Below are 13,677 nucleotides of genomic sequence, written 5' to 3'. Positions count from 1 at the left end.
GCAGTTTAACACAGAACGGGTCATGCAAGAAATGGCGGCTCTGGGCACGGTCTGACGCGCCCGGAGCCAAATGATATCAGCCCAGTTGGACCAGCGCGTGACGTTTCTTGCCTGCGCTCAGCTTGATCGGAGACGACAGGGCACCGGCGTCGATCATCAGGCCCGTATCGGTCAGCGGCGCATCATCCAGCCTGGCCCCGTTTTCCGAGATCAGGCGCTTGGCTTCTTTACCGGATTTGGCCAGACCCGATTTCACGATCAGCTGCACGATGGACATACCGTCGCCCAGCTCATCGGCACTTAGGGTCAGGGTCGGAAGGTCTCCGCCCACGCCGCCTTTTTCGAACACTTCGCGGGCGGTGGCCTCGGCCGTTGCTGCCGCGTCAGCACCGTGAAGCAAGGTGGTGACCTCATTGGCGAGGCGGATTTTTGCCTCGTTGATCTCTGAGCCCTCAAGCGCGGCCATGCGGTCGCATTCATCGACAGGAAGTTCCGTGAAGATTTTCAGGAACCGGCCCACGTCCGCGTCGGTTGTGTTGCGCCAGAACTGCCAGAACTCATAGGCCGACAGCATGTCGCCGTTCAGCCAGACCGCACCGCCCTGCGATTTGCCCATTTTGCGGCCATCGCTGGTGGTCAGAAGGGGGGTGGTCAGGCCATAGATCTCATGATCCAGCACGCGGCGGGTCAGGTCGATACCGTTGACGATATTGCCCCACTGGTCCGAGCCGCCCATCTGCAGAACGCAGCCATAGCGGCGGTTCAGTTCAAGGAAGTCATAGGCCTGCAGGATCATGTAGTTGAATTCGAGAAACGACAGCGATTGTTCGCGGTCCAACCGGGATTTAACGGATTCGAATGACAGCATCCGGTTGACCGAGAAATGCCGCCCGATATCGCGCAGGAAATCGAGGTAGTTCAGGCTGTCCAGCCATTCCGCATTGTTCAGCATCAACGCACCGGTCTCGCTGTCGTCATAGGACAGGTACTTGGCAAAGACCTTCTTCATGCCTGCGATATTGGCGTCGATCTGTTCAGGGCCCAGCAGGGGGCGTTCGTCCGAGCGGAACGAGGGGTCGCCCACCTTGGTGGTCCCGCCGCCCATCAGCGTGATTGGCTTGTGGCCGGTCTTTTGCAGCCAACGCAGCACCATGATGTTCATCAGGTGGCCCACATGCAGCGACTGCGCGGTGGCGTCATACCCGATATAAGCCGTTTGCACCCCAGAGATCAGCGCGTCGTCAAGGCCCTGATAATCGGTGCAGTCGGCAAGAAAGCCGCGCTCGATCATCGTGGCGATGAAATCCGATTTGGGGTGGTAGGTCATGTCGTGCCCTCGGGGTTACTGTTGCGGGGCACTGTATAGGCGGCGACGCGGGGAAGGGGAAGGCACCATTTGAGCCGCAAAACGGCTCTATTTTTGATCCGCAGCGGTCTTCCGGGTGGTGGCAGGAAGACCAAAGGCATAAAGCATCGCGATCAGGTTCAGCACAACAAGCGCAAAGATCGGCGTGATGGGATCATGCAGATGCGCCACCGCGCCCAGAATGGCGGCAAAGACAATAGCGACAAGCCCTGCCAGAACGTCGCCCAGGGCGACCAGATAGGGGCGTTCCGTCTCGACCGTCTTCTCGATGATGTAAAGATAGCGTCCGTAGACAACGCCATTGCTGCCCAGCGACAACAGCAGGATGACCAGGGCATAGATCCAGACATTGCTGGCGTATCCCGTCAGCGTAAACCCAAGGGCCAAAAAGGCCGACAAGGCCGAGATCGCACAGCCCAGCCACATGACGGGTTTGACGGACAGACGTCCGCTAAGCCACCCCCACAGCAGCGAACCGATGACGACACCGGCGCTGGCCCCGATCACGAAATAGCTGAGCGAGTGTTTCGTACCCACATGAAAGGTGGCTGCATGGATCGTGTAGAAGGGCATCGCCAGTTCGACCGAGAGAAACAGAACGCGGGCGATCAGGAACTTGCGGTACCAGGGATAGGCCATTCCGGTTTTGAACCCGGTCGCCAGCTCGGCGATGGGTTTGGGTTTTTGGGCGGGTGGCTGCGGTGCGGGCCCCGTGTCTTCGAAAATCCGAACCCCGGCAAAGCTGATACCAGCGGCGAACATGGCAACCACGCCGCACCACATGACAACGATGTGGCGCTGCAGGGGCTGGTCCGAAGCCAAAAGATCCTTGGTGGCCCAAACCACGACGATGGCAAGAATGCCCGAGATCGTGGCTTGGGCGAATACCATCCGGTTACGTTTGTGGTCCGGCACCGAGACGCCATAGATTTGGCTGGTGCCCAAGCTGGTGATCCCCTGGCACAGCCCCATGATGATTGCCGTCAACAAGAACAGAAGGACGACCATGACCTGCGGCAGGTTGGTCGCAAACAGGGCCACAACGGCCAGAATGGCGCCGGTCAGAATGTTGGGGACATAAACCGCCAGTTTGGCACGGGTGACCCGGTTGATGAAGGGTGACACAAAGATTTCGGCGATCAGGCGCGCGCCGGTCACAAAGGGCAGTAGCAGGCCTGCGATGAAAGTCGGGGCACCCAATGCCAGGTAGAGGAACGGAAGAACAAGTCGGGGGTTTACCAACTGCCCGCCAATTGTGGACAGAGCCCCGGACCAGAAAATCAACTGATAGTTCCGCGTGTCTACGCCCTGCGCAGGATCTGTGCTGCGGTTCATCGTCGATATGCCCTGAATAAGTCGCGTTGGTCGATGTTTGCCCAGAATCGCGCTCTGCGCAACGGCGCTTGGACGATTGCCTGAAAGCGCTGTTGGCAAAAATTTTTGTTGACGACGCTCAAGACGCTTGCCTTGACGGCTGCCTGCGGGGCAGGTTGTCGGGGTCGCAACCTATGAGGGAAAGCCCGAAGATCAGGGGCGGCAACAAACAGGGACAGGCAGGAGGCAGGCGTGCGCCAGGCCAACAAGACACAAGGGGCGATCAGGGCGCTCGGGGCGATGTCCGGGACCTCGATGGATGGGGTCGATGCCGCCGTGGTCGAAACCGATGGGCACCGGATCGTCAGCTTTGGCGAGACGGGTTATCGGGCCTATTCCGAGGCCGAACGCGCAACTATACGCGCGGCCCTGGGACAGTGGCACGGGCCCGATGTCGACGCTGCGGGTGAGCTGGTGACGATGGCCCATGCCGAGGCGTTGTCCGAATTCGAAGATGTCGATCTGATCGGGTTTCACGGCCAGACGCTGGCGCATGAGCCGCGCGGGCGCGGAACCCTGCAAGTGGGCGATGGGGTTGGGCTGGCGCAGGCGCTGGGCCTGCCGGTTGTCTGGGATTTTCGCAGCGATGATGTGGCGCTGGGCGGTGAGGGGGCTCCGCTGGCGCCATTCTTCCATTTCGCTTGTGCCAAGTGGATTGGCGCACAGGCGCCTGTGTGCTTTCTGAACCTCGGCGGTGTTGGCAATCTGACCTATGTGGACCCGTCGTTTGACGGGCCGGATGCTGCCGGGGCTTTGCTGGCTTTCGACACAGGACCGGCCAATGCGCCTGTGGATGATCTGATGCGGGCGCGTCTGGGTCTGCCGATGGATCGGGATGGCGCGGTGGCGCGGGGCGGAACTGTGGAAACCGGAGCACTGGAATTGTTCCTGGCCGAGCCTTTCTTTGCCCGCATGCCGCCCAAATCTCTGGATCGCAATGACTTTGCCGAGATGATCAAGCTGGTGCAGGAGTTGAGCGATGCGGATGCGGTTGCCACGTTGACAGCCATGTGCGCCGCCGGTGTTGCGCAAGGGATGCAGCATTGCCCGAAACCCCCGGCTCGGGTCCTGGTGACCGGAGGAGGGCGACACAACCCGGTTCTGATGGAGATGTTGCGCGTCTCGCTGGATTGCCCGGTCGAGCCGGTTGAAGAGGTTGGTCTGGACGGCGACATGCTTGAGGCCCAGGCCTTTGCGTATCTGGCGGTGCGTGTGGCGCGGGGCCTGCCGACCTCGTGCCCCGGAACGACTGGTGTGCAGGCCTCGGTTGGTGGCGGGATTGTCAGCAAGGTCTCGATGGACCGGGCCAGCTAAGTCGTTTCAGAAACCGGGAACAGGTGGTTCAAATGCGGGCCGTGCTGTGCAACGGTTGAGGCAAGCTGTTTCAGCAGGGGTTAACTTGATGGCGACAAAAGCGGAACTGGAAGCTGAACTAGAAAAACTGCGCGCCCGCAACGCGCAGTTGGAGGGTGATGCGACACACCCCCCAAAGGACAACGGTACCACAAAGACAAGCGAAGAAATCCGGCGGCTGTTGCACGAGCATGGCATCGATTTGTCCGGGGCCGAGGCGATGGGAGAAGAGGTCGTGGCGGAATTCACCCGGTTGCAGAAAGATTACCCCATCACGGCTTTGCTGATCGCGTTTTCACTTGGGTATGTTGTCGGTCGGGCGCGGGGTTAGAGAGGGCGAGATGAGCAGGCTCAGCAGAAATCTTGTAACGATCTATCGCACAGAGCGATTGATCGCGCGTCGGCGTCTGGCCGTGGTTCAACAGCAGACGATCCTGATGGTTCTGGCAGGTATCGCGGCACTGGCCGGGTTGGTTGCGTTGAATGTGGCCATCTTTTTCTGGCTTGAAACATGGATGTCATCTGCGGGCGCTGCCGCGGTTCTGGCAGGGGGCAACCTTGTTCTGGCGGCGTTGCTGGTTTGGGCGGCGCGGCGCACCAATGTCGAGGAGGAAATCGCCCCCGCGCTCGAGGTGCGGGACATGGCAATTGCCGATGTCGAGGATGAGTTGGAGGAAATGGCCGCCGAGGCGCGCGATGTGGTTCAGGCTGTCAAGAACATTGGGGCCAATCCTTTGGGGTCATTGCCTGCGCTGCTGGTGCCCTTGGTGACGGCGGTGATCCGGAGCCGGACCGAGAAGTAGCTGGGCGACAGGCGTGGGGGCGCTGCCCCCGTCGCGCTTTGCGCGCCTCCCCCGGGATATTTTTTTAGCCAGATGAAGCTGGATCCCCTTGGTCGAGGCTGCGCGTGTAGTCCGATGTGAACTCGGAATAGCCGTTGGATGTGGTTTTCAGATGCGCCGCGGTCCAGCTGTGGAAGGCGGGCAATTGGTGGAACGGCACGTTCGGGAAGGCGTGGTGTTCAGCGTGGTACGGCATGTTCCATGCCAGAAATCGGATGAGCCGGTTGGTGAATGTCGTGCGCGAGTTTTCCAGCATATCGGTGACGGGCGGACAAAGACCATGTTCCGCCAGCAGATAGAGGCGCAGGACGGGTTGCGCGATTGCCATGGGCAGCAGCCAGAGCCAGAACAGGGCGGAAGAGAAAAACAGGCTGAGTGCAACGAGCGCGTAGAGGCTGAGCAGCAGGCGCGCCTCGCGGCGGATGGCGCGGTGTTGCCGGAACGGCAGGTAGGGCGCATCAATTTTGCCAAAGGCGTTTTGGACAAGAACCTTTGCCATCCCGGTCCAGTAGGGCAGGCCACTGAGATAGAGCAGCAGGCTGCCCCATGTCTTGGGGCGTGGCTTTCCTGCCAGTTCCGGGTCCTTTTCCGGGTGGTTGGTCCATTTATGGTGAGCCAGATGGAAGTAGCGGAACCACGTGAACGGCAGCGCAATGAGGATTCCGACCAGATGCCCCGCAAGCTCGTTCAGCCACGGGCTGCGAAACGGTGTTTTGTGTGTGCATTCGTGGCTGAGGGTGAACAGGAACACCAGAAGGATGCCCTGCGGTAGCAGGAAAACGGGCCAAAGTGGAACCTGCGTGGCGATGGCCAACGTACAGCTCACCAAGGCCAACAGGTAAAGGGCGAGGTGTTTCAGCCCCGCCGCATCTGAACGGCGTTGGAGGGTGTCCTTGGTCCGGGCAGGCATTGCGGCAATCAGGGCGCGATGGTCCATCTGGGAACTCTGCCGGGCCGGGTGCGGGCTGGCAAGCCTCTATCTCTGCCGAAAACCTTGTTTGAAGGGCACGACAGGTGGTATTTTGGGCATATTTGAGGAGAAGCAAGATGATTTCAAATCAGGAATTTCAAGATCTTGAACGCAATGCAAAAAGCGGACTGCCTTTTCAGGTCAATCTGCGCGCAGTCAACAAAGGGGTGGGTGTGGTTGCCCTGGGACTGCCTTTCGCCTTGCTTCTGGCGGGTTGGATTGGAGATGCCTGCCCGACGATAGACTCTATCAGCCACTACTATTTTACCCGTCTGGGAGGCGATCTTCTGGTGGGCGCGCTGAGCTTCATTGGTGTCTTGTTGCTGTTCTTCTACCGATTGCCGGATAGCGGGACGGGGACAACAGGCCGTGTCGAGGGGTATCTGGGCCACAGACCACTGGATATCTGGCTGGCCCGGTTTGCCGGCCTATGTGCCTTTGGCGTGGCCTTTATCCCAACGCGTGAGACAGGATGCGAAACCTTCGATGGCAGCACGGCGCGGGTGTTTCTGAGCAACGCGCAAGGTGGACATGCGACCGAGATCAGCCCGGTGACAGGTCGCGTTGGGTTTGATTTCTGGGCCGATACCGGGGTCACCAACGCCATCCTCAGCAACCTGCATTTCATCTCCGCAGGTGGAATGTTTCTGGTGCTGGCCTATTTCTCGATTGTTGTGTTCCGGCGGCCGCAATCGAAAAAGGCGGTGCAGCAGGACGCCGATGGCGCGGTGGAACTGGCGACCACAAAGGGGCGGCGGAATTTCTGGTATCTGGTGTTTGGCCTGATGATCCTGTTGGCGATCGTGGCACTGGCCTTCAAGTCGGTGATCGTCAACAGCCGTCCGGGCCTGCTGGCTGGGTGGAACGCCGCAAACCTGACGTTTTGGTTTGAGGCGCTGGCCCTTGTCATGTTCGGATTGAGTTGGAGCATGAAGGGGCGGCTGTGGCCCTTTGACCGGATGGCAGATCCCGGGTCTTGATGTCAGGTGCGGGGGATGTCGAACCCGGGCGCGGCCAATTCGAACCCGTCGAACTCGAAACCCGGTGAGACTGTGCAACTGACCAGTGTATAGCCGCCCGTACTGCGCGCCACCTGCCAGTGGTTTTTGGGCACGATCAGTTGAGGCGCTCCCTTGGACAGATCAGGCGACAACAGATGGTCGGTGGCAGGGCCATGCTCGGTTTCGCTGAGCGACAGGATCAGAGGTGCCCCGGCGTGGTAGAGCCAGATTTCGGTGGCGTCGACGCGGTGCCAGTGGCTGGCCTCGCCGTCCTGCAGCAGGAAATAGATGCAGGTTCCGGTTGCGCGGCCCGCATTGTCCGCCCTCCAGGTTTCGCGAAACCAGCCGCCTTCGGGGTGGCGTTGCAGGTTCAGGTGATCGATGATGTCTTGCGCGGTCATGGTGGTCTCATGTTTTTTGCGCGATTATGCACGGGATCGTGCGATCCGCTATGGCAATCATCCGTGGGGGTCATATGTTTGCGCCATGACCCTGACGATCCCCTTTGACAACTCTTATGCCCGCTTGCCGGATGTGTTCTTCACGCGGCAAGCCCCCGTTCCTGTGAAAGCACCGCAGCTGGTGGCGTTCAACGAGAATCTGGCGCGTGTCCTGCGTATCTCGCCCGGAGATGTGCAGGAGATGGCGCAGGCGTTTGCCGGTAACAGCTTGCCCGAAGGGGCCGAACCCCTGGCGCAGCTTTATTCCGGGCACCAGTTCGGGTCCTACAACCCCCAGCTGGGAGACGGACGCGCGGTTCTGTTGGGCGAGACCGTCGGTAAAGATGGGATACGGCGCGATATTCAACTGAAAGGTTCGGGGCGCACGCCGTATTCCCGGCAAGGGGATGGGCGGGCGTGGCTGGGACCTGTGTTGCGGGAATATGTGGTGTCCGAGGCAATGCACGCGCTGGGCATTCCCACCACTCGGGCCCTGGCCGCGGTCGAAACCGGCGAGACCGTGTTTCGTGAAGTTCCCATGCCGGGGGCGGTGCTGACCCGTGTGGCGCAAAGCCATCTTCGGGTGGGCACATTTCAGGTGTTTGCCGCGCGGCGTCAGGTGGCCAATCTGCGCAAACTGACCGAATACGCCATCACCCGCCATTACCCCGAAGCCCAAGGCCCGATGGGTCTGTTGAGGGCGGTGCGGGATGCGCAGGCAAAGCTGATCGCCGGGTGGATGAGCGTTGGCTTCATTCATGGCGTCATGAACACCGATAACTCCTCGATCGCGGGAGAGACCATCGACTACGGCCCCTGTGCCTTTATGGACAGCTATCACCCGAACACGGTCTACAGTTCCATCGATCGGATGGGGCGCTATGCCTATGCCAATCAGCCCGAGATTGCCGTGTGGAATCTGGCGCAACTGGCGACGGCACTGATTCAGCAATACGAGGACCCGCAGGAGGGTATCGAAGAGGCGACCGAGATTGTGCATGCGATGCCCGATCTGTTGCAACAGGACTGGTTGAAACGGTTCCGCGCGAAACTGGGTCTGGCGACAGAGGAAGACGGGGATCTTGAGTTGATCACCGACCTGTTAAAACGCATGGCCGAGTCGCAGGCGGACTTTACCAACACATTCCGGGCGCTGGGCAGCGACACCGCCCGTGATCAGTTCACGGACCGCGACGCCTATGACAGTTGGGCCGACGGCTGGCAGGCCCGGTTCGCGCGTGAGGCGGACCCCAAGGCGCTCATGGTCAGGGCCAATCCGGCTTTCATCCCGCGCAATCACCGGGTCGAGCAGATGATTGAGGCGGCTGTTCAGGGTGACTATGCCCCGTTCCACCGCCTGAACACCGTATTGTCCCGCCCCTTTGAGGATCAGCCCGAACATCTGGACCTGACCCGCCCACCCAGCGCATCAGAGGTGGTTCAGGCCACGTTCTGCGGGACCTGATTGCGCCCCATCAGTTCGAATTGCAAACATGCTTCCGACATTTCGATGGGCAGGGTAGGAGAGATCAGGCCGCTATCCGCCAACATGACCGACTCGCGCTTTAGCTGGATTTCCCGGCCGGATGCGGATTTCACATAGGTGCCGGACGTGCTGCGGTCGGTCAGGATCAGTTTACCCGCTTTCATCGCCAGCACCGCATGGAGGCGCGAAATCCAGGGTTGCGGCAGCACCACGTCGCAATCGGGTGAGCGGCCGATCTTGAACTCTCCGTTGCCCAAGCAACGCCAGACTCGTTCTTCGTGGCGCAGGATCAGGGTAAGCCCTTCACGCGGCTGCCAGTTCTCTTCGGACCGTCCGAAACTCTGCGGGAGCCGGGTCTGCGTGATCGAGTCCGATTCGGGGTGGATCAGCGAATAGGCTGTCTGAGGCTCGGTAAGACCTTTGAGGCTGAGCTGACCCAATGGCGTCAGCGTTTGCCGCAGATCGTTTGGCAACAGGACGGCCACACTTTGACTGAAACAGGATTCGCCCGGGTTTGCCGCGGTTGCGAACCGGGCGGTGACGTTGACCGCCTCGCCATAAATACCGCGTTTGCCGATCACGATGGGGCCGCAATGCACACCCACATGCACCGACAGAGGCGTATGGGTCGATGGTTCGATCAGTTTCAGCGCGGCATTATACGCAGCGCTTGGGTTTTCGAAATAGCTGAGGACATCGTCGCCTTTTTGTCCAACCGGTACACCACCAAACTCCAACAGGACCGCGCGCAGCCGGTCAATTTCAAGCTGGATCAGGCGCTGGGCGTCATCGTCACCCACTGCCTTGTAAAGCGGTGTGCTGCCCACGATATCGGCAATGATCATCGTGGCGAATGTGGATTCAACGTCCAAGGCGGGTTTCCTTTTTGCGGCAGTTTAACCCCGCTGGATTTTGTGTACACTGATTTAATGTATTATTCATAGACCTTTGAGGTGCAGTGTTGAAAATTGCAAGCTCGCGCCGGACTCACAGGCGGCCAGACGCCGTTTTGAAGGTTCGAAATCCCTGTACCGGTCCAGGCGAGGTCGCCGTTGAGTGCCGTCGATAACCCAGCGAGAAAACATGGATAAATCCTTGGTCGTGCGGCTTGCCAGTTACAACATTCAGAAATGCGTCGGGCTTGATTTTCGGCGGCAGCCGCAGCGGATCATGCAGGTTCTGGAAGGCATGCAGGCCGATATTGTCGTTTTGCAAGAGGCCGACAAACGTCTGCCGCCGCGACCTGCCGCTCTGCCGCACTTCATGCTGGACGAGTCCGGTTGGCAGATTGTTGATCTGGGCGGAGCGGGCAGTCTGGGCTGGCACGGCAATGCGGTGATCTGGCGGGGTGATGCGATTTCGGTCCGCAAGACCGGCCATCACGAGTTACCGGGATTCGAGCCGCGCGGCGCCGTGCGGGTTGAATTCGACACGCCCATCGGGCCGCTGCGCGTCATGGGGATGCATCTGGGGCTGCTGCCGGCCTCGCGTCGCCGGCAGATCACCCATATCCGGCACTGCGATGCGGATCTGGATGACATGCCTACCGTGTGGGCCGGGGATTTCAACGAATGGTCGCGCCAACCTGTGTTGGACCATCTGGCGCCCGAGATGCGCTTTCTCCCGCCCATTCCCAGCTTTCCGGCTGCGCAACCTTTGGGGGCGCTGGATCGTATCGCGCTGGGGCAGGGGGTCGAGGCGCGCGCGCATGGCGTACACGAGGATCGCCCGGCCCACATAGCCTCGGATCACCTGCCGGTCTGGGCAGATATCCGACGCGCGGGTTGACATGCGGTCCGGCGTCGAATCCTTGTGGCGCCGCGCCAGCGAACATACTAGAACAGAAACCCGGGAGCTTTCTGAGGGGCAACATGTCGGATACGATCATCGCGCGCTGCGAGGCCAAGGGCCTGCGCATGACAGGCCAGCGCCGTACCATCGCGCAGGTTCTGGAACAGAGCGCAGACCATCCTGATGTGGAAGAATTATATGCCCGCGCGTCGGCGTTGGATTCGGGAATCTCGATCGCCACGGTCTATCGCACCGTAAAGCTGTTCGAAGAAGCAGGGATCCTTGAACGGCTCGAGTTCGGCGATGGCCGCGCGCGCTATGAAGACGCCGAGCGGGATCACCACGATCACCTGATCGATATGCAATCGGGCGAAGTGATCGAATTTGTCGATCCCGAGATCGAGGCGTTGCAGGAAAAGATCGCGGCCAAGCTGGGATACAAGCTGAAAGGCCACCGGTTAGAGCTGTACGGGGTGCCGCTGGACAAGGACTGACCCATCACGGAACGCGATAGGTCGGCCAACGGGATTTCATCAAACAAGTCGCAATTCCGCTTGCGGCGTCGCATGCGTTCCGCTTTTGCTGATGCAACGGTCCGCAGGATGGCGGCTCACCTCAACGGAAACGCGCATGAACAACGTAAACGGCATTCTGCTGCTTGTCGGATCGATGGCAGCTTTTGCAATCGAGGATATGTTCATCAAACACCTGTCGGCAACTGTGCCGACCGGGCAGATTTTGATCGCATTGGGCCTTGTGTGCGGGCTGTGCTTTGCCCTGCTGTCGGTGGCGACGCGAAAACGGATTTTTGACCCTGCCGCATGGAAGCTCTTGCCGCTTGCGCGCGCCGCGTTCGAGGGGCTGGGCGCGGTTTTGTTCGTGACGGCGCTGTCTCTGATCGATCTGTCCACAGTGGCGGCGGTGTTTCAGGCCTTGCCCTTGGCCGTGACTATGGGGGCGGCGCTGTTTCTGGGCGAAAACGTAGGATGGCGCCGTTGGAGCGCGATAGGCGTCGGTTTTCTGGGCGTTCTGATGATCATACGTCCGGGCCTTGAAGGGTTTCAGCCGGAAACGCTGCTGGTGGTCGCAACCGTCTTCTTGATTGCAGCGCGTGACCTGATCACGCGAAAACTGGATGCGCGCGTGGCGTCCAGCGTTGTCGCCATGCAAGCCTATATTGCCGCCATACTGGCCGGGGCGGTGCTGATGATTTCCACCGGGCAGTCCTATGCGCCGATCCAAGCGGCGCAGGCCGGGCCATATCTGGCTGCGGTGGTGTTCAGCATGCTGGGCTATTATGGCATCGTGGCCGCGATGCGGGTAGGCGAGGCCTCGGCCATGATGCCTTTCCGGTATACACGCCTTGTGTTCTCGATGATCGCCGGTGTCTTGATGTTCAACGAACGCCCCGACGCGATAACGCTGGCGGGGGCTTCGCTGATCATCGGTTCAGGGCTTTACACCTTTTTGCGCGAACGCAGGCTTGCGCGGGACATTGCACTGGCTGCGGCCTGATCCTGTTGGCGCAAACATCCGCCTGTTAGCCCTAAAGGGCCGAAAATATGCATGTTAGCGATAACGGAAAAGGTTTACTTTTGGCCGTGTGCTGGTATGAGGCGTGCAACTGATTGCAGCCACAGGGACGGGCCTCATGAGCACCATCATCGACATTCACGCACGCGAAATCCTGGACAGCCGGGGCAACCCGACGGTCGAAGTGGACGTCATCCTGGAAGACGGCACCATGGGCCGCGCGGCAGTGCCCTCGGGCGCATCGACCGGAGCCTATGAGGCGGTTGAAAAGCGCGACGGCGATAAATCCCGTTACATGGGAAAGGGCGTGCTTGAGGCCGTGGCCGCCGTGAACGGCGAGATCGCCGAAGAACTGGTTGGCTTTGATGCGACCGAGCAGGTGGCCATCGATCAGGCAATGATCGAACTGGACGGGACCGAGAACAAGGGCCGTCTGGGCGCGAACGCCATCCTGGGGGTTTCGCTGGCGACTGCCAAGGCAGCTGCTGATTTCACCACACAGCCTTTGTATCGCTATGTGGGCGGCACCTCGGCGCGGGTTCTGCCGGTGCCGATGATGAACATCATCAATGGGGGCGAGCACGCAGACAACCCGATCGACATTCAGGAATTCATGATCATGCCAACCTCTGCCGCGAATATCCGCGAGGCTGTGCGCATGGGCTCGGAAGTGTTTCATACGCTGAAGAAAGAATTGTCAGCCGCCGGTCTGGCCACTGGCGTTGGGGATGAGGGTGGTTTTGCACCCAACATCGCCTCGACGCGTGAGGCGTTGGATTTCATTCTGAAGTCCATCGAGAAAGCAGGCTACAAGCCGGGTGAGGAAATCCATCTGGCGTTGGATTGTGCGGCAACGGAATACTTTAAGGATGGCAAGTATGTACTTGCAGGCGAAGGTATTTCGCTGACTTCCGAGGAAAATGCGTCGTATCTGGCGGCACTGGTCAACGACTATCCGATCATCTCGATCGAAGACGGCATGTCCGAGGATGATTGGGATGGCTGGAAGGCCCTGACAGATGCCGTTGGTGACAGGGTTCAACTGGTGGGCGACGACCTGTTCGTGACCAACCCGGAACGTCTGGCCGAAGGGATCGAGCGCGGCTGTGCAAACTCGATGCTGGTCAAGGTGAACCAGATCGGCTCGCTTACCGAGACGCTGCGCGCGGTCGATATGGCCCATCGCGCGCGTTACACCAACGTGATGTCGCACCGCTCGGGCGAGACCGAGGATGCGACCATCGCCGATCTGGCTGTGGCGACAAATTGCGGTCAGATCAAAACCGGCTCGCTGGCACGGTCGGACCGGTTGGCCAAATACAACCAGCTGATCCGCATCGAGGAAACACTGGGTGAAGTTGCGGAATATGCCGGAGCGTCGATCCTGAAGCGCTGATCACCTCATACAAACTGCAGATTAGATAAGGGCTTTCATCCGTCAGATGAGAGCCCTTGTTCTTGCGCTCAGCCCGGGCTGCTGTGGGTGATGGGCACGTCTTTTGGGTCTGTTGCGGGGTTGAA

General features: G+C 60.0%; 14 protein-coding genes. 9 read left to right on the top strand and 5 right to left on the bottom strand.

The annotated features are described in order from the left end of the window. Positions 1–76: 76 nt before the first annotated feature. Together tyrS and ACR0L4_RS05060 are read right to left on the bottom strand one after the other, a co-directional pair. Positions 77–1,327 (bottom strand): tyrosine--tRNA ligase, encoded by a 1,251-nt coding sequence (gene tyrS, locus ACR0L4_RS05065; protein ID WP_480511045.1) that lies wholly within the window; start codon positions 1,325–1,327, stop codon positions 77–79. 87 nt (positions 1,328–1,414) lie between these two features. Then, complete coding sequence (locus ACR0L4_RS05060; RefSeq protein WP_480511043.1) at positions 1,415–2,701, bottom strand: MFS transporter; 1,287 nt, start codon at positions 2,699–2,701, stop codon at positions 1,415–1,417. A gap of 279 nt (positions 2,702–2,980) precedes the next feature. Here ACR0L4_RS05060 and ACR0L4_RS05055 point away from each other — a divergent pair, with 279 nt between their 5' ends. The 3 genes from ACR0L4_RS05055 (at position 2,981) to ACR0L4_RS05045 (ending at position 4,896) form a co-directional block, all read left to right on the top strand. After that, a complete protein-coding gene (locus tag ACR0L4_RS05055) occupies positions 2,981–4,054 on the top strand; it encodes an anhydro-N-acetylmuramic acid kinase (protein WP_480511158.1) in 1,074 nt (357 codons plus the stop codon). An 88-nt stretch (positions 4,055–4,142) separates the two neighbouring features. Next, positions 4,143–4,424: a hypothetical protein gene (locus tag ACR0L4_RS05050; RefSeq protein ID WP_480511041.1), complete on the top strand. Its 282-nt coding sequence runs from the start codon at positions 4,143–4,145 to the stop codon at positions 4,422–4,424. 10 nt (positions 4,425–4,434) lie between these two features. Next, the gene (locus ACR0L4_RS05045) at positions 4,435–4,896 is read left to right on the top strand and encodes a hypothetical protein (RefSeq protein WP_170749179.1); all 462 of its coding nucleotides are present in this window, start codon (positions 4,435–4,437) and stop codon (positions 4,894–4,896) included. Between the two features lie 64 nt (positions 4,897–4,960). Here the strand turns inward: ACR0L4_RS05045 and ACR0L4_RS05040 are convergent, their stop codons facing one another. After that, positions 4,961–5,872 (bottom strand): fatty acid desaturase, encoded by a 912-nt coding sequence (locus tag ACR0L4_RS05040; protein WP_480511039.1) that lies wholly within the window; start codon positions 5,870–5,872, stop codon positions 4,961–4,963. A gap of 110 nt (positions 5,873–5,982) precedes the next feature. On the opposite strand from ACR0L4_RS05040, the gene ACR0L4_RS05035 reads away from it, so the two are divergent. Then, on the top strand, positions 5,983–6,885 hold the full coding sequence (locus ACR0L4_RS05035) for a hypothetical protein (RefSeq protein ID WP_480511037.1): 903 nt from the start codon (positions 5,983–5,985) through the stop codon (positions 6,883–6,885). A gap of 2 nt (positions 6,886–6,887) precedes the next feature. Here the strand turns inward: ACR0L4_RS05035 and ACR0L4_RS05030 are convergent, their stop codons facing one another. Next, on the bottom strand, positions 6,888–7,307 hold the full coding sequence (locus tag ACR0L4_RS05030; RefSeq protein ID WP_480511035.1) for a cupin domain-containing protein: 420 nt from the start codon (positions 7,305–7,307) through the stop codon (positions 6,888–6,890). Between the two features lie 85 nt (positions 7,308–7,392). On the opposite strand from ACR0L4_RS05030, the gene ACR0L4_RS05025 reads away from it, so the two are divergent. After that, on the top strand, positions 7,393–8,811 hold the full coding sequence (locus ACR0L4_RS05025; protein WP_480511033.1) for a protein adenylyltransferase SelO: 1,419 nt from the start codon (positions 7,393–7,395) through the stop codon (positions 8,809–8,811). Here ACR0L4_RS05025 and ACR0L4_RS05020 read toward each other — a convergent pair. Beyond that, on the bottom strand, positions 8,787–9,704 hold the full coding sequence (locus ACR0L4_RS05020; RefSeq protein ID WP_170749174.1) for an FHA domain-containing protein: 918 nt from the start codon (positions 9,702–9,704) through the stop codon (positions 8,787–8,789). The two genes, ACR0L4_RS05025 and ACR0L4_RS05020, sit on opposite strands and share 25 nt — an antisense overlap. A 211-nt stretch (positions 9,705–9,915) precedes the next feature. Between ACR0L4_RS05020 and ACR0L4_RS05015 the strand changes: the two genes are divergently transcribed. The 4 genes from ACR0L4_RS05015 to eno all read left to right on the top strand — a co-directional run bounded on the left by ACR0L4_RS05015 (position 9,916) and on the right by eno (position 13,552). Further along, positions 9,916–10,620: an endonuclease/exonuclease/phosphatase family protein gene (locus ACR0L4_RS05015; RefSeq protein WP_170749173.1), complete on the top strand. Its 705-nt coding sequence runs from the start codon at positions 9,916–9,918 to the stop codon at positions 10,618–10,620. 83 nt (positions 10,621–10,703) lie between these two features. Further along, a complete protein-coding gene (locus tag ACR0L4_RS05010; RefSeq protein WP_170749172.1) occupies positions 10,704–11,117 on the top strand; it encodes a Fur family transcriptional regulator in 414 nt (137 codons plus the stop codon). Positions 11,118–11,253: 136 nt separating this feature from the next. Further along, a complete protein-coding gene (locus ACR0L4_RS05005; RefSeq protein ID WP_480511030.1) occupies positions 11,254–12,138 on the top strand; it encodes a DMT family transporter in 885 nt (294 codons plus the stop codon). Positions 12,139–12,274: 136 nt separating this feature from the next. Next, positions 12,275–13,552: a phosphopyruvate hydratase gene (gene eno, locus ACR0L4_RS05000; protein WP_480511028.1), complete on the top strand. Its 1,278-nt coding sequence runs from the start codon at positions 12,275–12,277 to the stop codon at positions 13,550–13,552. Positions 13,553–13,677 lie beyond the last annotated feature (125 nt).

The organism is Ruegeria sp. AB5 (genome assembly GCF_056542645.1).
The sequence above is the reverse complement of the archived record's forward strand: the minus strand, read 5'-3'. Positions and strand labels throughout refer to the sequence as shown.